The organism is Pinibacter soli (assembly GCF_029961145.1).
In the GTDB taxonomy this organism is placed as follows: domain Bacteria; phylum Bacteroidota; class Bacteroidia; order Chitinophagales; family Chitinophagaceae; genus Pinibacter; species Pinibacter soli.
Genome location: NZ_JASBRG010000007.1, coordinates 1974862 through 1997486 on the forward strand (window position 1 = coordinate 1974862; position 22625 = coordinate 1997486).

The window sequence follows — 22625 nt, forward strand, 5'->3', positions numbered from 1 at the left end:
CACTACTCAAAACCCAAAATTATTTTTTCGCAACTCGCTTCTTCGACTGCTGTTGCTGCTGTTTTTTCACTGCAGCTGCTGCTTCTGCCTCCTGCTGTTTTTTTAAGTCATCTTCGTAAACAACAGTACGTTTTGGGATAATTAATTCATCAGAAATATCGCGCATTACTTCTCTTGCATTAATGAGCATCCCTTCGGAAATTTCAACAAACTTCCAGGAGACACCTTCGTCTTCGGATTTACCAACAACATACGTTGTAACCCAGGCTTTGCGTTCATTGTAATACACTTCTTTTATTTTCTCCACCACACACTGCCAGGCATTGTCCTTGGAAACAATTTGCAACACATGCTGGGTGGAAACTTTTTCGCCAATATCCTGGTTAAGTACCATCCACAGGCGTTCTGCATAATCAATAACGCCGGCTTTACCGCCTAAGAACTTTATAAGTCCGGGTTGAGTTAGCGACACATACTGATCCCACAATTTGTTTTGATAAGCTTTGTCCAGGCTGTCTGCAAAATACGCAGCTCTCTGCTTAATAAATGCGCTGTCGAGTTCCTGCGCGTTGGACATAAGAGGGCATAGAAAGAGAAGAACTAATACTCGGGTACATATTGTTTTCATCGGATCGAATTTGAACACAAAATAAAAAAACTGCTGAAAGAAAAGTATAGTATTTACACTCAACTTTCAGCAGTAATTTATCTATTTGTTCAAAAGAAACTATGGCATAATAATGCGGGACTTGCTGCCTACGATCTCCACCAATTCAAGGTCGAAGATAAGATCTTCACCAGCCAAAGGATGGTTCGCATCAAGGATCACAACGTCATCTTTTACTTCTGCAATAACAACGGGAAACACATGTCCCTCCGCGTTATTCAGATTCAAACGCATGCCTTTTTCTGGAGTCATTCCTTCTGGAAACTGATTGCGTGGAAATTCAATGATCATCTCCGGATTTTTCGGACCATATGCATTGTCAACGGGAATGTTGATCGTTTTTTTCTCACCAACAGCCATACCAGTTACGCCATCATCAAAACCCTTGATCACCATTCCACCGCCCACTTCAAACTCCAAAGGTTCGCGTCCTTCTGAGCTATCAAAAGTTTCTCCGTTTGTAAGACGGCCATGATAATGTACTTTAACTGTATCGCCACTTTTCACTTGTTGCATAAAATATTTTTTAAAAATTTATAGTTATCGGCCTCTCATTTCTTCTCAACGTGATAGCAATGCGCCCTAAAAACAAGGAAAGTTCCAGATTCATGAGCTTACACAGCGAAACAGTGAAAACAAAAGGATGCGAAATATCGGCAAGGTAAGGCGTTTATGTCCAATTTGAAAATTTGAGGATTTGAAAATTTGAAAATTCTTTGGGTGTGTCATTTTTGAATTTCCCAACCCATTTAGTGAGCTAAATTCCAAAAATGAAAGTTGCATAGAAAGAATTTTCAAATTTTCATATTTTCAAATCTTCAAATCAACACTTCACTTTCTAACAATTATTATGAGAAAACCTTTTTCAAAAATTTTCCTCTTTTTATTGTTCTTGACAATAACATTTTCTATAGCTGCGCAAAAAACAAGCATTGTTACCGGCGCGGAAACAATGGAGGAATATCTTCCGCTGCTGAAGGGCAAGTCCGTTGCCGTTTTTGCGAATCAAACATCCATTATTGGCCATACGCATTTGATTGATACATTATTATCAAAAGGCGTGGTAATCAAAAAAATATTCGCTCCTGAACACGGCTTTCGCGGCAATGCGGATGCAGGCGAGAAAGTGCAAAACTCTGTCGATCAGCAAACAGGCATTCCGGTAATTTCTTTATATGGAAGCAAAACAAAACCTACTGCGGATCAGCTACAGGATGTAGACATTATTTTGTTCGACATACAGGATGTTGGAGTAAGATTTTACACATTCATTTCTTCTTTGCAGGATCTTATGGAAAGTGCTGTTGTATACAACAAACCTTTGATTGTTCTCGACAGGCCAAACCCCAATGGCTTTTACGTAGATGGACCTGTGCTTGATAAAAAGTTCAAATCATTTGTGGGCATGCAATCCGTTCCGTTAGTATACGGAATGACCATTGGTGAATATGCAAAAATGCTGGTGGGAGAAAAATGGTTTGACGCCGCAGTCAATCAGAAGATATCTTCATTCAAGCTTACTATCATCACTTGTAAAAACTATACACATAAAAGTCACTACACCTTGCCTGTAAAGCCATCGCCTAATTTACCAAATGCTCAATCTGTTTACCTCTACCCGTCCCTTTGTTTTTTCGAAGGCACGCAGGTAAGCCTGGGACGCGGTACAGACAAGCCTTTTCAGATTTTCGGCAGTCCTGAATTCCCAACTGATCTTTTTTCATTTACACCGCAAAGCGTAGAAGGCGCAAAAAATCCGCCTTTGCTAAATCAGAAATGCTATGGGTATGATCTTAGCAAAATCGATGCGCTAAAGGAAATTGACGGCAAACTTCAACTGAAATGGTTGCTCAAGGCCTACTCATTGTACAAAGACAAAGACAACTTTTTTCTCGCCAATAATTTCTTCAACAAACTCGCCGGCAACGATGTGTTGATGCAGCAGATAAAAGAAGGCAAAACGGAAAAACAAATTCGCGAAAGCTGGCAGGAGGAACTGAACAAGTTTAAATCTATAAGAAAAAAATATCTGCTTTATAGCGAATAATAGGGAATTAAAAATTGAAGATTGAAAATGGGAACGCAGATTTTCATGATTGTCATCAAAATCTTGAAAATCTGCGTTCCCTTCATTTTCAACTTTCAACTTTCAACTTTCAATTTTCAATTATCATTTACTTTTGTTCCATGCGGAAAAACATACGAATCGTTTTTATGGGGACTCCGGAATTTGCAGTCGCTTCTTTGGATGCGCTTGTTAATGCCGGTTACAATATTGTTGGCGTTGTTACAGCACCTGATAAGCCAGCCGGCCGCGGCATGAAACTAACAGAAAGTGCGGTAAAAAAATATGCAGTAGAAAAAGGATTACATATCCTTCAACCTGAAAAGTTGAAAAATCCTGAATTCCTTGAACAACTGCGTAGTCTAAACGCAGATCTGCAAGTCGTCGTGGCATTTCGTATGTTGCCTGAAATCGTTTGGAACATGCCACCAATGGGCACTATAAATGTCCATGGTTCCTTACTGCCTCAGTATCGCGGCGCGGCTCCTATCAATTGGGCTGTGATCAATGGAGAAAAAGAAACCGGCGTTACTACTTTCAAGTTGCAGCATGAAATTGATACCGGCAATATTCTTCTGCAGGACCGTTTTACTATTGCTGAAAATGATACTGCGGGTGAAGTGCATGACCGCATGAAAGAAATCGGTGCTCAGCTTTTGGTAAAAACGGTTGATGGCCTTGTTAACGATAGCCTCAAAGAAATTGAGCAGGACAATACAACCGAGCTTAAACACGCACCGAAAATATTTACCGAAACATGTAAAATAGATTGGTCGAAGTCTGCGGACGCCGTGTACAACCAAATCCGCGGCCTGTGTCCGTATCCCGCTGCCTTCACGCAATTGGATGGCAAAACTCTGAAAATATATTCAGCAAAAAAAGAACATAGCAAACATCCCGACACACCCGGCACCATTTGCACCGATAAAAAAACATTCCTGAAATTCGCCACCGCAGATGGTTACATTTCCGTACAAGAAATTCAGTTAGAAGGAAAAAAGCGGATGGGTGTGGAAGATTTTTTGCGCGGCTACAGATAAGAGAATGTGGAAATGTGAAAATATGGAAATGTGGAAATGAAGAGGCTGTCTTCAAAAGCGATTAGATAATCTTTTCGAATGTCTGTGACTTAATTAGTTGTTTTGAAAATTATACTAAAAGAATTTTCACATTTTCATATTTTCACATTTCCACATTTTCAGGTGGCTTCAAACCACAGCGGTTTCTCATCATTCCAATCACCATTGTAATTAATGAAAAGCTCCTCGCCCTGCTCTATGTCGCGGACGGTTTTTATGTAAATGAGGTGCTCGTCGAAATCCATTTCATATTCGCAATTGCTTATGAAGCTGTGATTGTACATCGGCACGTAGCCAAGCGCCATACAGCATTGATTTCTTTCCGTACCCCATTCAAAAATATAATCGTGCAGCAGGGTTTGATCAAGTAGTTTTCTGTCATTTGCATCCATCACAATCACGGGCGCCACTTCAATAATTGTTTTCGCTTCAAGCCGCTCAGAAGTAAAAACACCTTTTCCCATATTTTCAGTGAGAGAAATAAATAAACAAGGAAGGATCATGATTATAATTAAAATATTTTTTCTGCTGCAATTTGCAGAAATTTGCCCGTATTTTTCCGGAGAAATGTACGGGCCAAGTTATTAACGAGAACGATAAACCAGCAGTAGCATGTCTTTAGAGCTAGAAACACAAAGCATCCGAGAACAGTTTGAGCAAATTATTCAAACTGAAGATAAACTGCAGATCAAAGACTTCCTGAATAAGCAAAAAATTAGTGATGTAGCTGATCTGGTGTATGAATATGAGGACTATTCGGAAAAAATTATCGGGGGCATGAGCGTGCACCGCGCAGCCAGCGTTTTCAAAATCCTGGATCTGGGTGTGCAAAAGACGATCATTAAAGAACTTCCTCCTTCAAAGACAGCCGAACTGCTGAACGAGCTACCCGCCGATGACCGCACCGACTTTTTAGAAGAACTTCCTAAAAGTGCGATCCGCGACCTGATTAAACTACTGGACCCGGAAGAAATCAAAATCACTCTTTCCTTATTAGGTTATCCTGAAGACAGTGTAGGAAGGCTGATGACACCGGACTACGTCTACATTTACGAATATTTTACGGTAGAGCAGGTTCTTTCGACCATCAGGAAGCACGGAAAAAACAGTGAAACGGTCGATGTCATTTATGTGATCAATGAAAAAGGGGAATTGGTTGATGATATTAAGATCCGTGACATCATTCTTGCGACACCTGACCAACGCGTAAACGAAATATTGGACGGTCGTATTGTAGCTCTTAAGGCTACCGATGACCAAGAGCATGCCAGCCAGGTGTTTAAAATGAACAACCGCGTGGCGCTTCCGGTAGTAGATGACAATAATGTTTTGCTGGGCATCGTAACCATAGATGATATGCTTTGGGTGGCCAACGAAGAGTATAGCGAGGATATACAAAAAATCGGGGGTACAGAAGCGTTGGATGAACCATACCTCGATATTCCCATTATAAAACTGGTAAAGAAAAGAGCAGGCTGGTTGATCATCCTTTTCCTGGGCGAAATGTTGACCGCAACCGCGATGCAGCATTTTCAAGATGAGATCAGCAAAGCGCTCGTTCTTTCTTTGTTTATTCCATTGATTATGAGTAGTGGAGGAAACAGCGGCTCACAAGCCTCTACCCTTATTATTCAGGCAATGGCACTGGGAGAAATTACGATTGGAGATTGGTGGAGGGTAATGCGTAGGGAGATTATCTCGGGTCTGTTGCTCGGAGTTGTCCTCGGAAGCATTGGTTATCTGCGTATTATCCTGTGGCAAAACCTTCACGTGTTTGACTATGGCATTCACTGGCATCTCGTGGCAGTTACCATTTTCTTTTCTTTAATAGGCATCGTTCTTTGGGGAAGCCTGATGGGCTCCATGCTACCGATCGTTCTAAAAAGATGTAGGCTTGACCCTGCTACATCTTCGGCACCGTTCGTTGCCACCCTGGTCGACGTTACCGGTATAGTTATTTATTTCTCAGTAGCCTTTATGGTCTTAAAAGGCGTTCTTTTGTAAATAAACGCTTAAAAATCAACACATAACACTTAACGTGGGTCCTGTGGTGCAGGCCTTCCAATCTATAGTGCACTAGCGTTCAGCATTAGGCGTTGAGCGTTAAGGCCTAAAATCAGAACGCCCAATGCAGAATGTTTGATACATCCGGCATTGGGCGTTTAGTTTCTTATAGTAATAATCACTGTTTCAAGGAGCTTTTCTATTGAGAAGGCCATCCGACTTAAGCAGGATGGCCTCTAACGATTGCTTGCCTTATAAAAAACAGATACTATTTTTTCAAAGAATCAACTTTCTTTTCAGCAGCTTTTACTGTAGAATCAGCAGCTTTCACTGTAGAATCAGCAGCTTTCACTGTAGAATCAGTAGCAGCAGCAGTAGCAGCAACTGTAGAATCAACTTTAGTTGAATCAGCAGATTTAGTTTCTGTAGAAGCGGAGTTGTTACAAGCTGCGAATGCACCGATAGCTAAAACTACGAATAACTTTTTCATGTGAGTTTCTTTGTTTTGTTTAATGAATGATTTCATGTTTATACGCGGATTTGAAAAAGGTAACCCCTAACCGGAAAATTTTTTTTTATGATTTTTTGTGGGTGACTATTTGTTATTTTGAGTATTAAAATTGAGTTAAGCGTGTGATTACAGATTCCAACGAAAAATTATTGCTTGAAGGACTGGCGAAAGACGACAAAACGGCCATTGAAACGATTTATAAACAGAATTATAATACCATCCAGGCTTTTGTACTGAATAATAACGGTTCCGTGGATGACGCAAGGGACCTTTTCCAGGAAGCCATTATAGTATTATATGAAAAGGCAAAAAGAGACGATTTTGAACTTAGTTGCCAGATAAAAACCTATTTATATTCTGTTACAAGACGTCTCTGGTTAAAAAAATTGCAGTCACAACAAAGGTTCAGCGGCGAGATCAGCCACGTTGCGGAAGTAGTTCCTGTGGAGGATGAACTCGAAAGACACAATCAGAAAGCACAGGAATTTGAAATGATGGAAAAAGCGCTGAATGGCCTTGGCGAACCCTGCAAAAGTTTACTTGAAGCGTATTATCTCCAAAAGAGAAATATGGAGGAAATAGCAGGAAACTTTGGATATACAAATGCAAACAATGCAAAAAATCAGAAGTATAAATGCCTGATGCGTTTGAAAAAGATATTTTTTGCACAATATAAAAACGAGGACTAATAATGGAAGAACTCCAATTATTGGAAGCTGTTGAAAGGTATCTCTCCGGGGAAATGACGCCGGAAGAAGTGAGAAACTTTGAGCAACTCCGTAAAAGCGACCCAAGCGTAGATCAAATGGTGGTGCAGCACTCAATGTTTCTGCATCAGCTTACCGGTTTTGGTGAAAATAGATCACTGAAACACAATCTCCATAATATTCACCAGCAATTATTGCAAAACGGCGACATTAAAGAAGTGCAGCCAAAAGCAAAAGTGGTGAGTTTCTTAAAGAAATATCGCAAGGTATTGGCAGCTGCAGCATGTATTGCAGGCGTCATAGCCTTATCAATCAGCGGCCTAGTAGCTTACTTAACTCCAAAAAGAACGATTAGCGAAATTGAGCAACTGAAAAGAGAACTATATTCCGTTAAAGTTTCTCAAAAACAAACCCAGAACGAGATCAATAGTTTTAAAAATGGCTCCTTCAGACCGCCGGCTAGCGGATTTGGTGGTACTGGATTTCTTATTGATGGCAAAGGTTACATCGTAACCAGCGCGCATGTTGTAGCAAAGTCTGACTCTGTGTATGTTCTTAGCAAGGACAATTATTACAAAGCGGCAATCGTAATAGCTGACGAAAACACAGATATCGCGATCCTGAAGATCATTGATGGCCGTTTCCAGCCTTATAAAAACCTTCCTTATGCTATTCACAAAGGAAGTTCAGATTTGGGTGAATCTATTTTTACACTAGGTTTCCCAAGAACTGAAATGGTATATAACCAAGGTTACTTAAGTGCAAAGACCGGTTATAAAGGCGATTCTTCTGCTTACCAGATTACGATTTCTGTAAACCCTGGTAACTCCGGCGGGCCAATCTTCAACGAAGCCGGCGAAGTAATCGGTGTATTGAGCGGTAAGCAAACCACTGCGGAAGGTGTTGTATTCAGCAGTAGAGCGAAAAATATTACCAAAATATTGGAAGAAGCTAAAAAAGCTGACAGCTCCAATAATATCAAATTGAATTACGTTTCCAGCCTGAAAAAAATGGATCGTAAACAGCAGGTTAAAAAAATTGAGGATTGCATTTTTAATGTATTGAGCTACTAAATTTCTTGCTTAGCAAATCTCTTTAATCCCTAAGTATATAAGAAAAGCTCTCGTAACTGAGAGCTTTTCATTTGTAGTTATATGTGAACGTTCATCCCTCGCAGAACAAACGTCGGCTTGATAAATAACAATTAGCTATTCCACAAACTTGTCGGGTACTCCCCTGCTTTCACCAGTTTGTCAATACTTGACTGAACGCCCGGCGCATCTTCCTTATACGTAACACCAAACCATTTTGACGAAGTAGTGATCACGTCGATAACACCATATCCGTCTGTAATGAATTTATCAGCCATTGCCGGCATCAGATATTCAGATTTTGGATTGGCAATATTATGATCGAGGAATTGTGCAAACTTGCTTTTACAAAGCTCAATGAAGTTTGGCGCGAAGCAGAAGAAGTTCATTCCTACGATGGTATTTTCCGCCAATTCTTCTTTCCCTGTTTCTTCTTCAAATACAATCTGGCCGTTGTCTCTGTAGATCTTTGTCCTCTCTGTGATGCCCACCATTTCTTTCTTCTCATTCGTAGCAATAACGCCTCTGCTCACACTACCGTTTTCACTTAATGTGTTTGCAAGTTCATAGGCAATCACTGCATATTTTTTATCGGAAACATCTGTGGTCAAAAATTTGTAGGCTTTCCTGTATGCATCCTGACCGTAAAAATCATCTGCATTGATAACTGCAAATGGCTCTTTCACCGTATCAAAAGCACAAAGGATCGCGTGTGCCGTTCCCCATGGCTTCTTTCTGTCCTCTGGAATGCTGTAGCCTTCGGTGCCCGTGGCTAATTCCTGGTACACATAACCGGTTTCTATTTTGCCTTTTAGCTTGGGTTCAAATATTGCTTTAAAGTCTTCGGCAAAGTCTTTCCTTATGATGAATACAACTTTTTTAAAACCAGCACGGATTGCGTCATAAATTGAATAATCCATTATAGTTTCGCCACTGGGTCCAAACGGCTGTATTTGTTTCATACTTCCATATCTAGAGGCCATACCGGCTGCCAGGATTAATAAGGTTGGTTGCTGCATTTCTGTTGTTTTTGTTTCGGCCGCTAAGATAATATTAGTTTTAAATGAAAAAACACTCAAGGTGAGCGTAAACAATTTAATCAATTATAAAAGCGCAATTGTTGAAAATATTACCAACGCATTTGATAGCAAAAATGTGGCCAGTGTAGACATATTACGATTGGACAAAATACACGAAATAATCTCGGGTAATAAATGGTATAAATTAAAGTATTACTTAGAAACAGCGAGAGACAAACAACGCATAATAACCTTTGGCGGGGCCTATTCCAACCATCTCGTTGCAACAGCTTTTGCCGCGAAAGTGATAGGCAAAGAAAGTATTGGCATAGTGCGCGGAGAAGAGCCGGCAACATACTCTCCCTCATTGAAGGATTCCGTTAGTTACGGCATGCAGTTGATCTTTGTTCCACGCGAAAGCTATAAAAATCGTAGTGACATTTTAGATAAAATTAATGTTGACCCAACCGACGACATCGTTATTGATGAAGGCGGTTTCGGCGAAACAGGCGTAAAAGGAGCTGCAGACATTCTGGAACTTGTTCCGGACCTTACCAGCTACACACATATATTGTGCGCCGTGGGAACGGGCACAATGCTGGCGGGAATCGTACGTGCAGCTCAGCCGCACCAGCACGTGATTGGCATTAGCGCAGTTAAGGGAGCGGATGAATTAACGCCCATCGTTTCTTCTTTTCAACAACCGCCCCATGCAGTATTTGAGATTAATTTCAACTATCATCATGGAGGTTATGCAAAAAAAACACCGGTACTGATCGATTTCATGAACACATTTTATCAAAAAACGGGCATCCCGACTGATTTTGTTTACTCCGGAAAGCTTCTATTCGCTGTAAATGAATTGATTAAAGAGAATTATTTTCCACATAACAGTTCTCTACTTGTTATTCACTGTGGCGGCATCCAGGGCAACAGATCGTTGCCCGCGGGAATGTTGCAATTTTAATCTGATCAAATCCATTTTTTAACGGACTACTAAAGTCATGTCCATTATATTTGCGTTATTGTTTCAAAAATTACCGTTGTTTACATGTTGAGGGCCGTACTTTTTACCTTATTTATTCTTTTTTCATCTATTCTCATTTATGGGCAAGACACATTGCCTTCTATTTCCGTAGTTAAAAAAGCCAGGAATAAAATTTTGATCAGCTGGATCAACCCTTATAAAAATGCGGTGAAACAATTGAGCATACAGCGTTCCAGCGATAGTAAAAAGCAGTTTAAAACAATTATGACGATGCCTGATCCAACTACTCCGCAAAATGGTTTTTTGGATACCCAGGCACCAAATGACAGCATGTACTATAGAATGTATGTGCAATTGGATAGTGGCAAATATGAGTTCAGCAAAGCAAAAAAACCGACTGCAGATACAAGTCGTGCAGTGACAGTTAACGAAGTGATGAGTAATGGGAATGACAAAAAGTATGAGTCTGCGCCCACCACTACAAGGCCAACGCGTGAAACGCCAAATGCCAGAGTAACACCGCCGCCGCCTCCGGAGAGAATTATTGTGATAAAAAGAGCTGACAGCGTAGTTGCCTTTATACCCGAGCGTCAATTCAGGCGCTATAAAGATTCTCTCAATTACAAGACAAGAGACACGATATATTCTGAAACCAATGATACTTTACTGATCAGGCCTTTTGTGCCAAAGGAAGTGTTCAAAGCATCAAAATATGTTTTCACTGAAAAAGAAGGACGTGTAAAAATTTCTTTGCCAGACGCAATGACCAAAAAGTACAGCGTTAAGTTTTTCGAAGAAGACAGCACTTTGCTGTTTGAAATTAAAAAGGTTTCCGAGCCCATCCTGATGCTTGACAAATCCAACTTTGTCCACGGGGGTTGGTTCCGCTTTGAATTATACGAGGACGGCCATCTTAAGGAGAAACAAAAGCTGTATATACCGAAGGATTTTTAGGGGAGTTATTTGTTGTTAGTTAATAGTTGTTAGGCATTATGTGAAGCTTACTACACAATTAAAATGCCACACAAAATGCCTAACAACCAACAACTATCAACTAACAACCAATTTCACTCCAAACACTTTTTCAAAATTCTTTTTTACAAAAGCTTTCGCTTCTTCGAAATCCACTTCCCTTCCAAGCTCCATGGCGATAGAAGTGACTTGTTTATTTTGAATACCGCAGGGAATAATAAAATCAAAATAAGAAAGATCTGTATTTACATTAAGTGCAAAGCCATGCATTGTGATCCAACGGCTACAACGCACACCCATTGCGCAAATTTTCCTTTCTTTGCCCTTCTCTCCCGGATCGAGCCAAACACCTGTTTCTCCCGCAGAACGGTCACCGTGCAAGCCATAATCAGCTAGTGTGAGAATAATTACTTCTTCAAGGTTGCGCAGGTATTTGCCAATATCTGTAGTGAATTTTTCAAGATCAATAATGGGATAACCCACTATTTGCTGAGGGCCGTGAAAAGTAATGTCGCCTCCACGGTTTGTTTTAAAGAATTCGATGCCTCTTTGCTCTCGTTGTTCGTTGCTAATCAGCACATTTTCAATATGCCCGCTTTTACCCAAAGTATAAACCGGCGGATGTTCCACAAAAAACAAATGATGTTCCGTATTGGGAATACCATCTCCCATTTGGTGAGCTTCCTGTTTCAGCTTTACATTTTTCTGCAAAACTTCTTCCTGTAAATCCCAGGCGGCCTGATACGGCATTTTTTCCAGATCCTTGAAAATTACATCCTGCATGGCGCAAAGTTAGGGACTTGAAAATTGAAAATTGAGAGTTGAGCGTTATCAGCACGAATATTAAAAGCTAAACGCTTAAGGCCTAACGCCTAACGCAAACGTAGGCAACTAGCTTTGGACATTAGTCGTTGGGCGTTAAGCATTAGATTGTTAGTCTCTTGTTACTTGTGCCCCTCCTCCCTATTTTTGCACAAATTTCAACTACATGGCCGAATTTGAAGATCAGGATGAATTATTGTCAAATGAAGAGACCAGTGACGAGCTATATGAGCGTTTTACGATAAAAGTCGATAAGGGTCAGGAACCGCTTCGTATCGATAAATTTTTGGTGGCCCGCATAGAAAATGCGACCCGCAACAAAGTGCAAAAATCAATTGATTCAGGGTTGGTGTTGGTAAACAATAAACAAGTCAGTTCCAATTATAAGATTAAACCAACGGATGAAATCATCGTTTACTCCAATAAGGAAGTGCAGGGTGAAGAGATCGTTCCTGAAAATATTCCGCTGAATATTTTTTATGAAGATGATGATATCATGATCATCAACAAACCTGCGGGATTGGTGGTGCACCCGGGTTCCGGCAATTACAATGGCACATTGATCAATGGTGTTGCTTACTATCTGCAACAAAAAAATAAGGATATCACCGAAGAAACGTTACCACGATTTGGGTTGGTTCACCGCATTGATAAAAACACCAGCGGATTGATGGTATTGGCAAAAACTGAAATCGCAGTAAGCTCTTTAGCAAAACAATTTTTCGATCACACAGTGAAACGTCATTACATAGCTCTGGTTTGGGGAGATCTAGAACAGGACGAAGGAACGATCGTTGCCCACGTTGGCCGTCACCAGCGTTTCCGCAAATTATTTGACGCCTACCCGGAAGGAGATTACGGTAAGGACGCAATCACCCACTTTAAAGTGCTTGAACGTTTTGGCTACGTAACATTAGTACAGTGTAGCCTGGAAACGGGGCGCACACACCAGATACGCGTGCACATGCAGCACATTGGCCACCCATTATTCAATGATGATACTTACGGTGGCGACCGCATTGTAAAAGGAACTGTGTTTACCAAATACAAGCAATTTGTTGACAACTGCTTTGCGTTGTGTCCGCGACATGCGTTGCATGCGAAAACACTTGGCTTCGTACATCCGACTTCAAAAGAAGAAGTTTTCTTCAACAGTGACCTTGCAGATGATATGCAGGCAGTGATTGAGAAGTGGAGAAGGTATGTGAGAAAAGAGCCGAATAACTGAGTAACTGAATAACTGAATTTGGCTAAACGCTAAACGCCGAATGCTAAACGCAAAGCCCTTTTTTAGGAATCGTGCGTTTTACATTCGGCATTTTAATTATTCAGTTACTCAGTTATTCAGTTATTCAATCTGTCAAGATATACTGCCATTTCCTGCTGATACTCCTGCGCTACTTTTCTCGCTGCATCTGCAAAGTCTTCTTTTCCTGAAGCGTAAATAATTGCACGGCTTGCGTTTACTAACAGACCACAATCTTTGTTCATCGCTTTTTCGGAAATATCTTTTAAGCTTCCACCTTGTGCACCTACACCGGGAACAAGGTAGAAATGATCGGGAGTAATTTTTCTTATGTTGGTAAATTCTTCTGCTTGTGTTGCACCAATTACAAACATTAAATTTTCAGGACTTCCCCATTTTGAAACAGTACTTAATACTTTTTCGTACAGGTAAGCCTCTCCTGTTTTTTGCAGTTCAAAATCCGATGCACCTTTGTTGGAAGTTAATCCCAGCACGATGGCCCATTTGCCGTTGTATTCAAGAAAGGGAGCCACGCTGTCTTCACCCATATATGGAGCTACGGTTATTGAATCGAAAGGAAGTGCTTCAAAAAAAGCTTTTGCATATTGAGTAGAAGTGTTTCCTATGTCACCGCGTTTCGCGTCAGCAATTGTAAAGATCTCTTGCGGAATATACTCCACTGTTTTTTGCATTGCCTCCCAGCCTTTCAGTCCGTGCGCTTCATAAAAAGCGGTGTTGATCTTATAGCTTACGCAAAGATCTTTTGTAGCATCAATGATCGCTTTATTGAACTCGAAAATAGCATCGGGATGCGATTGTAAATGAGCGGGAATCTTGGTAATATCTGTATCTAAACCCACACACAAATACGATTTCTTTTTTTTGATTTGTTCAACCAGTTGCTGACGTGTCATGCCGCGAAGATATTAAATAGAACCCGTTCTGCCACCATCCACGCGAATGCTTGTGCCTGTTACATAGCTGGCCGCAGGTGTTGCCAAAAAAGCAGCCACTGCAGCTATTTCCGAAGCTTCACCAAAACGCTTCATCGGAATGTCTTTTTCCATTTCCCTTTCAACCGTTTCCGTGTCGCTGTTTTTGGCTTTAACGACGCCTTCAATTATATTGTCTAGCCTTGCTGTTTTGGTATAGCCGGGTAAAATATTGTTGACGGTAATATTGAATTGCCCCAATTCATTCGACATTGTTTTGGCCCACGAAGCTACTGCCGCACGAATTGTATTGGATACGCCCAAATTATTCAGAGGAATTTTTACCGACGTTGAAATAATATTGATGATCCTTCCATAGCCCTCTTTCTTCATGCCGGGTACAACAGCTTTTGTCAGTATCTGGTTGCATACAATGTGCTGGCTGAATCCTTTTACAAAATCCTCTTCATGTGCATCAATGATGGCACCAGCTTTGGGGCCGCCGGAATTATTGATCAAAATGTGTATGTTGGTTTTGGCAACGACTTCTTCAATGGCTGTTCTAACTTCTTCAGGCTTTGAAAAATCCGCCACATGATAACTGTGGTTCTGCTGTTCATCCGAATGCAATCTTAAAACAGCTTCCTTTAAAGCAGATTCATTTCTTGCAAATAAAATACACGTTGCGCCCAGCAGCGCCAACTCTTCTGCTATCGCCAAACCTATACCTTGCGTACTACCGCAAACAACAGCGGTTTTTCCTGTGAGTGATGTATTCATGGTTTGATTTTTTGAGAGAAGGAACGCAGATTTTTAAGATTTTCATGATTGACGGGATTTAATATTTGAGATTACTTAAGGTAAGCCTACCAGGTTTTATCTGGATACCAAACCATTTATTAAAATCTATTATACCACATAACTAAATTTAAAATCTCATCTTAAAAAATCATGACAATCATGAAAATCTGCGTTCCTGTATTTTACCTAATTCTATCGGGGTAATCCGTAATAACGCCATCTACCCTCTTTGCTACCAGGGAATCATAGATCGCTTTATCGTTTACCGTCCAGGGAATTACTTTTATGTTTTTGCTGTGGCAATCTTCTACCAGCTTTCTCGTTACGAGCTTGTAAGCGGGGCTGTAAATAGTGGGCTTGAAACCAGCCAACGCAAGTTGTTCTTTAAATGTTTTTTTATCATAATCCTCAATCAGAAGCGCGGTTTTCATAGACGGATAGTGCGTCTTTAAATACTCGAGTGTCCGAAAATCAAATGACTGAATGATCACTCTCGAAGTGATTTTCTTTTGTATCAGTACCAGCATCAACGCGTCCACAAACGCAGCGGGTTCCGGATGATAGATATTGTCCGTTGCTTTATTGGTTTTTGTTTCTATGTTATAAAAAACTTTCTTCTTTTTATTCTTCTTCAAATACGTTTCCACACGATCTATGACATCCGTTAGCAATGGTTTTACAGCAGGCATTTTCTTTTGTTCCGGAAATTTTGGATGCGGCTTCAATCCTACATCATAGCGTTTTACGGAATCGTAGTTCATGGTGTAAATATTCAGCGAACGCTGTTCTTTCTCGGTTACAAAACTGCCATCGGGCTTTGTCGTGATGTCGTGATTAAAGAAAGGTTCGTGAGACAAAATGGGTTGCATATCTTTTGTAAAAACAACATCCATTTCAAGCGTAGTTACACCAAGATCAATTGCATGGAGCATCGCTGGAATAGTATTTTCAGGCATCAGACCACGGCCACCGCGGTGACCTTCTAAATCGAAAGCAGGTAATGTATCGATGCTCATGTGCGTTTGCTTTCCTTTTTTTATTTGAAAAGATGAAGTGGTCAAAAGTAAAACAGCGCATATACATACACAGAAAGATTTCAGCATGGTTGTTTTTTAGGTTGGTGTTGAGTAAAAAATCAAAAACTAATGCAACAGCATTACAAGCTTTTGACTTTTTACTTTTCTTTGTTGTACACATTTGTATGCCCCGCCTCCATCATTTTCGCAATCTCATTGGCGTCCGCATTGTCACTAACAGATAAGTGATGCGTAATGTTCTTATAACTTTCCTCGTCTCTGTTTTGGCTCAGCTTAAAAGTATGATCGAGCGCTGTAACTTCAATTTCAAAACCCACAATTGCTTTCGCTAACCTTGTTACATATTCATGTGGCAATTTATCAAATGATGCTTCCGATGCAGAATTGCTTTCAAATTGTTCAGTCGTTCTTCTGAGAATATCGATCAATCTTTCTTCAGACAAAAATGTAAGTTTTCCCCTGGCGTGCACTGCCATGTAATTCCATGTGGAGGCCTGTTGTGGATTCGTGTACCAGCTTGCGCTAACGAACGTATGTGGACCGGTGAAAATTGCCAGCACATTGCTGTTTGCCGCAAATGCTTTTTGATGATCGGTGTTGCGCATTACATGCCCTTCCAAAAACATTCGTCCATCTTTTTCCGAAATTAAGATTGGCACTTGCGAAGCAACCGGGCATTGCTGCTCCTCGCAACCAACTAACATTACAAACGGATGCGCCTGCATAAACTGCAGCACCTTTGCGTGGTCTTTCGTTTTATAGTAAGGGAAACCGTACACGGATGTAATTTGAAAATTTGAGGATTTGAAAATGAGAGACTAAAATACGAATAACTGAATGATTGAATCATTAAATAAAAATAGGGTTGCTTCAAAATTGAAGCAACCTATTTTCAAATTTTCAAATTACCTACCCTTCCACTATTTCAATCACTTTCGTCACTTCAAGGTTTGCGTTGCGCATAGCAATGCTTCTTGCTGCGGCGCCGGCAAATTCTTCGAATGCTTTTTTAGTAATCTCGTCGTTGCTTGCCATGATCGGTTCGCCGTTGTCGCCACCTTCACGGATGCTTTGTACAAGAGGAATTTGGCCAAGCAGAGGAATGTCATATTCTTCAGCCAGTTTCTTACCACCTTCTTTTCCAAAGATGTAGTATTTGTTGTTTGGCAATTCAGCAGGAGTAAAATAGCTCATGTTTTCCACCAAGCCAATGATCGGCACTTTAATTTGCGCCTGACCAAACATGGCAATACCTTTTTTAGCATCTGCAAGGGCAACATCCTGCGGTGTTGTTACAACAACCACACCCGTAACAGGAACAGTTTGCATAAGCGTCAAATGAATATCACCGGTTCCGGGAGGCATGTCGATAATAAGGTAATCAAGCTCGTCCCAATACACATCTGTTACAAACTGGCGGATTGCGCTGCTCGCCATCGGACCGCGCCAAACCACGGCATTTTTCTCATCTACCAACAAACCGATACTCATCAGTTTGATGCCGTATTTCTCCAGGGGAACGATCACACCTTTGTCGTTACCTTCTATTTGCATCATCATAGGGCGTTCGCCACGTACACCGAACATAATAGGTACGCTTGGCCCGTAGATATCTGCATCCATCAAACCTACCTGTGCACCGCCTTGTGCGAGTGCAAGAGCAAGATTCGCAGAAACAGTACTTTTTCCTACGCCTCCTTTACCACTTACTACCGCGATGATGTTTTTTACCTTCGGCAAAACGGCCTGCGTATCCTGGCGGTTACTGCTCGTGTTAGAAGTGAAGTTTACAGTTACTTTAGCTTCTTTATTTACAAGAATTTGCACTGCATTTACGCAGGCATTTCTTATCAGATCCTTTAGCGGACATGCGGGCGTGGTAAGGACCACTGTGAAAGAAACATTGTTGTCATTGATCTCTGTATCCTTAACCATGTTAAGCGTTACAATATCCTTTCCTAAGTCAGGTTCCTGCACGTTGCTCAATGCTTTTAGTATTTGCTCCTGCGTCATGATTTATTTGTTAAAAAAAGAATAATTGGTGCAAAATTAACCAATACTAAGCGTATTAAGTTGCTGTTTATAATAATTGAAGTTGTTATATTTGAGGCGATGAAGAAATTTTTACTACTTCTTTTTATCGGGATGATTGCTATGCGACAGCAAGCCTCTGCCCAATTCGAGACAATAAAAGACTCAGTGGTACAATTGTATGGTGTTATTATGACCGCAGATAGCCTCAGACCCATACCTGCCGTGAGTGTTATGGTTAAAGGACGTGTTCAGGGTACAATGAGTAGTGAAAGTGGAGTGTTCTCCATTGTGGTTTTAAAAGGTGACAAAATTGAATTTACGAGTATTGGTTACAAACCGGTGCTTGTTACCATACCAAGAGACCTCCAGGGGAATCAGCACAGTATGATCCAGCTGATGGTGACTGATACAACTTATTTACCAGCAACGATCATTCGACCGCGTCCTACAAGGGAACAATTTGATCGTGATTTTGTAAATACTGATGTAAAAGCCGATGCGCTTGAAATTGCCCGTCAAAATACCGACGAACAAAAACGGGAGGCCCTCGCCAGGACTATGCCGCGTGACGGAGGCGAAAATACCAACTACAGTTTAAAACAAGACGCTACCAAGCGGTACTATAATGGACAAGTTCCACCAATGAACATCTTTAACCCACTGGCTTGGGGAGAGTTCATCAAGGCCTGGAAACGGGGAGATTTTCGGAACAAAAACTAGCAAAAATCTTTACAACCGGCTTAATCGCCGGTTTTTTTGTGCCTTCGTCTGATGATTGTACTTGGTTTAATGTTTGCAGTAGTAAATTATACTGTAAAATGAATCGGTTAAGTTAAAAGGCAAAAAGTAAAAAAAGCCTGTGTTCCAGTCTCACCGAGGTTTACTTGACCCCTGCGGTTGCTTTTTTCAGTTTTGACTTTTATACATCTTAAACCTTCTTTATCATATTACGTTACTATAAGATAGATATGTAAACTGTTAATATCGATCCCGTATGATAAAACTGTCAATCCTGGCTCCTCCAGCGGCATTGCTGATTATTACCGCGCTCAGTTCCTGCTTTTACACCAGCAGAGAATCCCACAAATTATTTGCAAAAGCAAAAACGGAGCAGTTCGATGTGATCATAGTACCGGGAATTCCTTTTGAAGAGGATGGCTGGAGTCACACCATGAAGGGACGCGTATACTGGTCAAAATATCTGTATGAGCAGGGTATTACCAAAAACATTATTTACTCTGGAGCCGCGGTATATACGCCATACTACGAGTCTGAAATAATGGCTATGTACGCCCGTGCATTAGGCATTCCACAGGAACATGTTTTTACGGAAACTACGGCAGAGCACACTACCGAAAACATTTATTACTCGTACCAAATGGCTAAAAAAATGGGGTTCCAAAAAGTAGCGATTGCTTCTGACCCATATCAAACAAAGATGATCTCCAAGTTTGCAAGGAGAAAAGTGAGTAAGGATATCGTATTGATACCTTTTGTATTCGACACGCTGAAAGCTATGGAGCCGTATATGATCACTCCGGCAATCGATTCAGCAAAAGCCTACAAACCTGACTTTATAAGTATTACGAAAAGAGAAAGTTTCTGGAAGCGTGTTAGAGGAACGTTGGGAGCTAATATCGAGGAGAGCAGATAATTTGAAGATGTGCTAATTTGAAAACGAGGGGCACAGGCATTTGGTCTTTTCTGTAGACATTCTCCAATTCATATAAAATTAGAAATGCCTGGTGTTACATTCTTAAACGAAGTAGCACCAGGCATTTTCAAATCAGCACATTTTCAAATTATATGCCCAATTTTGTTTTCAAGTTTTCATCGATCGCGTTCAAAAACTCCTCTGTATACAAGAAGTCTTTTCCGTGCTCAACTTTGTTACCGCTTACGCAAACAGCAAGGTCTTTTGTCATTTTACCGCTTTCCACTGTTTCGATACAAACTGCTTCCAAAGCGTTTGCAAAATCGATCAGCTCCTGGTTGTTATCCAGTTTACCGCGGAATGCCAGGCCTCTTGTCCATGCGAAGATTGACGCAATTGGGTTAGTGGAAGTTGGTTTACCTTTCTGGTGCTCGCGGTAGTGACGCGTTACTGTACCGTGTGCAGCCTCTGCTTCCATTGTTTTTCCGTCAGGAGTGATCAACACAGAGGTCATCAAACCAAGTGAACCGAAACCTTGTGCTACAGTGTCACTTTGAACGTCACCGTCATAGTTTTTACAAGCCCAAACAAAGTTACCGTTCCATTTAAGAGCGCTGGCAACCATGTCATCGATCAGGCGGTGTTCGTACACGATACCCGCTGCATCGAATTGAGCTTTGAATTCTTTTTGATAGATATCTTCAAAGATATCTTTGAAACGACCGTCGTATTTTTTAAGAATGGTATTTTTTGTAGAAAGGTACAAAGGCCATTTTTTGCTCAAAGCCATGTTAAAGCAGCTACGAGCAAAACCTATGATAGACTCTTCGGTGTTGTACATTGTCATTGCAACGCCATCACCTTTAAAGTTGAACACTTCAAAAGTCTGAGGTTCACCTCCATCTTCCGGAGTGAAAGTCATGGTCAGTTTACCCTTACCTTTTATAACTGTATCGGTTGCGCGATATTGGTCACCAAAAGCATGACGGCCAACGATGATCGGCGCTGTCCAGTTTGTAACCAGTCTTGGAATATTATTAATAACGATTGGCTCACGAAACACAGTACCATCCAAAATGTTACGGATCGTACCGTTAGGACTTTTCCACATTTGTTTCAGCTTAAACTCTTCTACACGAGCTTCATCCGGAGTAATGGTAGCACATTTGATACCTACTCCATATTGTTTGATGGCGTTTGCTGCATCAATAGTAACCTGATCGTTTGTAGCATCGCGATGCTCAACACCAAGGTCATAATATTTAATGTCTATGTCGAGATAAGGCAGGATTAATTTGTCTTTAATAAACTTCCAGATGATTCGGGTCATCTCATCTCCGTCGAGTTCCACAACGGGATTTGCAACTTTTATTTTTTTCGCCATTAGATTCTAGTTTTAAGTATCCAAAAAAGTCAGCAAACCTACAAGAATTGAATGAATTACACAAAACCTAAAGATTATTTTGAAGTCATTTAATTTGGGGAAATGATATTTTCGGTGCGAATTTGAAATTTCTTTGTACGCAGCCTTCATTTTCCAACATTTAACCTTCGATTGTCCGGGACCAATAACAAATTCTGAAATACGGATCCGGCTCATTTTCAAATTTTCAAATCCTCAAATTTTCAAATTGGCTTTTATGTTTTTTAAAAGTTGATTATTCTTCGTATTTTACGACGTTATTAACCTCCTTACAACCAAGCTTCGCACATGCAACAGCATAAGCTATTCCAATATCTTAACCAATTCATCACGCTTTCCGGTGAAGAGCTTGCGCTTATCATCGAAAAGCTTGAGTTTAGACGCTTTAATGCCGGCGAAATCGTATTGAACGTGGGCGAGAAAGAAACGCATTTAAGCTTTGTGGAAAAAGGTATTGCCATCAAATACTTCATGCGCGGCAAGGAGGAGGTTGTAAGACAGTTGGCTAAAGAAAATGATACGCTGGCATCTGCGGTTTCGTTTATCGCTTCTACACCGTCGCAATATTGTATAGAAGCTCTTGAGCCATGTATGTTCCTTTCTATACGAAAAGAGGTTTTCGAAACCCTTTATCGCCAAAGCCCACGTTTTGAAAAACTGGGAAGATTACTGTTCACGGATTGGATGTTACAAACCGAGATCTGGGAGTACGAGCGTATCAGCCTGACGCCGCGTCAACGTTTTACAAAATTCATCAACGAAAATCCTGAACTTTTAAAAAGAGTGCCTCAAAAGCTAATTGCTTCTTTTTTAGACATAAAACCGGAAACATTCAGCCGGTATAAATACTCATTACAGTAACTGAAACTAACTACTTTGCCTCCACATAGTAACCATACCCAATACAAAATCCAACTCTTTCATTACCTCCGGCGCTTTGACAACATCAGTCCGGAACAGCTTGACATTATTCAATCCTACCTTGAAGTAAGGACCTTTGATAAAAAGCAAATCGTGGTAAACAAAGGCGAGGTGGACAACCATTTCAATATTGTTATTAAAGGCCTTGTGAGAAAATATTTCAGCCTCGGCAAAAAAGAAATCACCTTACAACTCGCAACTGAAGGTCATTTTATTCATTCCGAAATCTCTTTTATACAGAGAACTCCCTCTGACATGATCGTAGAAACGCTTGAACCTACAATACTCGTTTCTATTTCACATGACAGCATGAATTCGCTGCTCGACACGCACCCTCAATTCGAGCATCTCGCACGCCTGCTTATCAGCGACATGTATATTAAGAAAAACAAACGCTACTATTCGCAATCACTAATAAGCACACGGGAACGGTTCCTCGAATATCTCCAAAACCACCCTGACATGCTGCAGCGTGTTCCACAAAAATATTTGGCTTCTTATCTGAATATTAAGCCCGAGACTTTTAGCAGGTTGAAGCATTTGCTGAAAACCAAGAAGTAATTAATAATTAATAAAGAATAATTAATAGGGTAACTCGCTTTTACAAGGCGATGTTGCAAATCTTTACAAAAATTAATAGAGCGGCATTCGT

The 22625-nt window shown here is 40.7% G+C and carries 24 protein-coding genes; 12 read left to right on the plus strand and 12 right to left on the minus strand.

The genetic code is table 11. The features are described from left to right. Nucleotides 1-19: 19 nt before the first annotated feature. Together QJ048_RS18390 and QJ048_RS18395 are read right to left on the minus strand one after the other, a co-directional pair. Nucleotides 20-628, minus strand: coding sequence for a hypothetical protein (locus QJ048_RS18390; RefSeq protein ID WP_282335875.1), 609 nt, complete (start codon nucleotides 626-628; stop codon nucleotides 20-22). 99 nt (nucleotides 629-727) lie between these two features. Further along, nucleotides 728-1183: an FKBP-type peptidyl-prolyl cis-trans isomerase gene (locus QJ048_RS18395; protein ID WP_282335876.1), complete on the minus strand. Its 456-nt coding sequence runs from the start codon at nucleotides 1181-1183 to the stop codon at nucleotides 728-730. Between the two features lie 334 nt (nucleotides 1184-1517). Between QJ048_RS18395 and QJ048_RS18400 the strand changes: the two genes are divergently transcribed. After that, entirely contained in the window at nucleotides 1518-2714 is a 1197-nt protein-coding gene (locus QJ048_RS18400; RefSeq protein ID WP_282335877.1) for an exo-beta-N-acetylmuramidase NamZ family protein, read from the plus strand. Between the two features lie 140 nt (nucleotides 2715-2854). Next, nucleotides 2855-3772 (plus strand): methionyl-tRNA formyltransferase, encoded by a 918-nt coding sequence (gene fmt, locus QJ048_RS18405; RefSeq protein WP_282335878.1) that lies wholly within the window; start codon nucleotides 2855-2857, stop codon nucleotides 3770-3772. Nucleotides 3773-3930: 158 nt separating this feature from the next. Here fmt and QJ048_RS18410 read toward each other — a convergent pair whose 3' ends face one another. Beyond that, nucleotides 3931-4314: an SET domain-containing protein gene (locus QJ048_RS18410; RefSeq protein WP_282335879.1), complete on the minus strand. Its 384-nt coding sequence runs from the start codon at nucleotides 4312-4314 to the stop codon at nucleotides 3931-3933. 109 nt (nucleotides 4315-4423) lie between these two features. Here QJ048_RS18410 and mgtE point away from each other — a divergent pair, with 109 nt between their 5' ends. Continuing rightward, a complete protein-coding gene (gene mgtE, locus QJ048_RS18415) occupies nucleotides 4424-5815 on the plus strand; it encodes a magnesium transporter (protein ID WP_282335880.1) in 1392 nt (463 codons plus the stop codon). 268 nt (nucleotides 5816-6083) lie between these two features. Here the strand turns inward: mgtE and QJ048_RS18420 are convergent, their stop codons facing one another. Beyond that, nucleotides 6084-6305, minus strand: coding sequence for a hypothetical protein (locus QJ048_RS18420; protein ID WP_282335881.1), 222 nt, complete (start codon nucleotides 6303-6305; stop codon nucleotides 6084-6086). A gap of 143 nt (nucleotides 6306-6448) precedes the next feature. Between QJ048_RS18420 and QJ048_RS18425 the strand changes: the two genes are divergently transcribed. Together QJ048_RS18425 and QJ048_RS18430 are read left to right on the plus strand one after the other, a co-directional pair. Beyond that, nucleotides 6449-7015 (plus strand): RNA polymerase sigma factor, encoded by a 567-nt coding sequence (locus QJ048_RS18425; RefSeq protein ID WP_282335882.1) that lies wholly within the window; start codon nucleotides 6449-6451, stop codon nucleotides 7013-7015. A 2-nt stretch (nucleotides 7016-7017) separates the two neighbouring features. Further along, nucleotides 7018-8106 (plus strand): S1C family serine protease, encoded by a 1089-nt coding sequence (locus tag QJ048_RS18430; protein ID WP_282335883.1) that lies wholly within the window; start codon nucleotides 7018-7020, stop codon nucleotides 8104-8106. Nucleotides 8107-8237: 131 nt separating this feature from the next. Here QJ048_RS18430 and QJ048_RS18435 read toward each other — a convergent pair whose 3' ends face one another. Continuing rightward, nucleotides 8238-9143: a nucleotidyltransferase family protein gene (locus QJ048_RS18435; protein ID WP_282335884.1), complete on the minus strand. Its 906-nt coding sequence runs from the start codon at nucleotides 9141-9143 to the stop codon at nucleotides 8238-8240. A gap of 61 nt (nucleotides 9144-9204) precedes the next feature. On the opposite strand from QJ048_RS18435, the gene QJ048_RS18440 reads away from it, so the two are divergent. Beyond that, the gene (locus QJ048_RS18440) at nucleotides 9205-10110 is read left to right on the plus strand and encodes a 1-aminocyclopropane-1-carboxylate deaminase/D-cysteine desulfhydrase (RefSeq protein WP_282335885.1); all 906 of its coding nucleotides are present in this window, start codon (nucleotides 9205-9207) and stop codon (nucleotides 10108-10110) included. 84 nt (nucleotides 10111-10194) lie between these two features. Continuing rightward, nucleotides 10195-11085: a hypothetical protein gene (locus tag QJ048_RS18445; RefSeq protein ID WP_282335886.1), complete on the plus strand. Its 891-nt coding sequence runs from the start codon at nucleotides 10195-10197 to the stop codon at nucleotides 11083-11085. Between the two features lie 96 nt (nucleotides 11086-11181). Here the strand turns inward: QJ048_RS18445 and lipB are convergent, their stop codons facing one another. Continuing rightward, nucleotides 11182-11886, minus strand: a complete 705-nt coding sequence (lipB, locus tag QJ048_RS18450) for a lipoyl(octanoyl) transferase LipB (RefSeq protein ID WP_282335887.1) — start codon at nucleotides 11884-11886, stop codon at nucleotides 11182-11184. Between the two features lie 205 nt (nucleotides 11887-12091). Between lipB and QJ048_RS18455 the strand changes: the two genes are divergently transcribed. Further along, nucleotides 12092-13153 carry an RluA family pseudouridine synthase gene (locus QJ048_RS18455; RefSeq protein WP_282335888.1) on the plus strand — a complete coding sequence of 354 codons (1062 nt, stop codon included), beginning with the start codon at nucleotides 12092-12094 and terminating at the stop codon, nucleotides 13151-13153. A 116-nt stretch (nucleotides 13154-13269) separates the two neighbouring features. On the opposite strand, the gene pyrF is transcribed toward QJ048_RS18455, so the two are convergent. The 5 genes from pyrF to QJ048_RS18480 all read right to left on the minus strand — a co-directional run bounded on the left by pyrF (nucleotide 13270) and on the right by QJ048_RS18480 (nucleotide 17954). Then, complete coding sequence (gene pyrF, locus QJ048_RS18460; RefSeq protein WP_282335889.1) at nucleotides 13270-14085, minus strand: orotidine-5'-phosphate decarboxylase; 816 nt, start codon at nucleotides 14083-14085, stop codon at nucleotides 13270-13272. Nucleotides 14086-14097: 12 nt separating this feature from the next. Beyond that, the gene (locus QJ048_RS18465) at nucleotides 14098-14883 is read right to left on the minus strand and encodes an SDR family oxidoreductase (RefSeq protein WP_282335890.1); all 786 of its coding nucleotides are present in this window, start codon (nucleotides 14881-14883) and stop codon (nucleotides 14098-14100) included. 203 nt (nucleotides 14884-15086) lie between these two features. Continuing rightward, a complete protein-coding gene (locus tag QJ048_RS18470) occupies nucleotides 15087-15920 on the minus strand; it encodes a glycerophosphodiester phosphodiesterase (protein ID WP_282335891.1) in 834 nt (277 codons plus the stop codon). A 158-nt stretch (nucleotides 15921-16078) separates the two neighbouring features. Further along, entirely contained in the window at nucleotides 16079-16720 is a 642-nt protein-coding gene (locus QJ048_RS18475) for an FMN-binding negative transcriptional regulator (RefSeq protein ID WP_282335892.1), read from the minus strand. A gap of 130 nt (nucleotides 16721-16850) precedes the next feature. After that, complete coding sequence (locus QJ048_RS18480) at nucleotides 16851-17954, minus strand: Mrp/NBP35 family ATP-binding protein (protein WP_282335893.1); 1104 nt, start codon at nucleotides 17952-17954, stop codon at nucleotides 16851-16853. 141 nt (nucleotides 17955-18095) lie between these two features. On the opposite strand from QJ048_RS18480, the gene QJ048_RS18485 reads away from it, so the two are divergent. Together QJ048_RS18485 and QJ048_RS18490 are read left to right on the plus strand one after the other, a co-directional pair. Next, nucleotides 18096-18695, plus strand: a complete 600-nt coding sequence (locus QJ048_RS18485) for a carboxypeptidase-like regulatory domain-containing protein (RefSeq protein WP_282335894.1) — start codon at nucleotides 18096-18098, stop codon at nucleotides 18693-18695. A gap of 274 nt (nucleotides 18696-18969) precedes the next feature. Further along, nucleotides 18970-19629, plus strand: a complete 660-nt coding sequence (locus tag QJ048_RS18490; protein WP_282335895.1) for a YdcF family protein — start codon at nucleotides 18970-18972, stop codon at nucleotides 19627-19629. Between the two features lie 148 nt (nucleotides 19630-19777). Here QJ048_RS18490 and QJ048_RS18495 read toward each other — a convergent pair whose 3' ends face one another. After that, nucleotides 19778-21013 carry an isocitrate dehydrogenase (NADP(+)) gene (locus tag QJ048_RS18495; RefSeq protein ID WP_282335896.1) on the minus strand — a complete coding sequence of 412 codons (1236 nt, stop codon included), beginning with the start codon at nucleotides 21011-21013 and terminating at the stop codon, nucleotides 19778-19780. 327 nt (nucleotides 21014-21340) lie between these two features. Here QJ048_RS18495 and QJ048_RS18500 point away from each other — a divergent pair, with 327 nt between their 5' ends. Together QJ048_RS18500 and QJ048_RS18505 are read left to right on the plus strand one after the other, a co-directional pair. After that, nucleotides 21341-21913: a Crp/Fnr family transcriptional regulator gene (locus QJ048_RS18500; protein WP_282335897.1), complete on the plus strand. Its 573-nt coding sequence runs from the start codon at nucleotides 21341-21343 to the stop codon at nucleotides 21911-21913. Nucleotides 21914-21928: 15 nt separating this feature from the next. Next, a complete protein-coding gene (locus tag QJ048_RS18505; RefSeq protein ID WP_282335898.1) occupies nucleotides 21929-22534 on the plus strand; it encodes a Crp/Fnr family transcriptional regulator in 606 nt (201 codons plus the stop codon). Nucleotides 22535-22625: the final 91 nt, after the last annotated feature.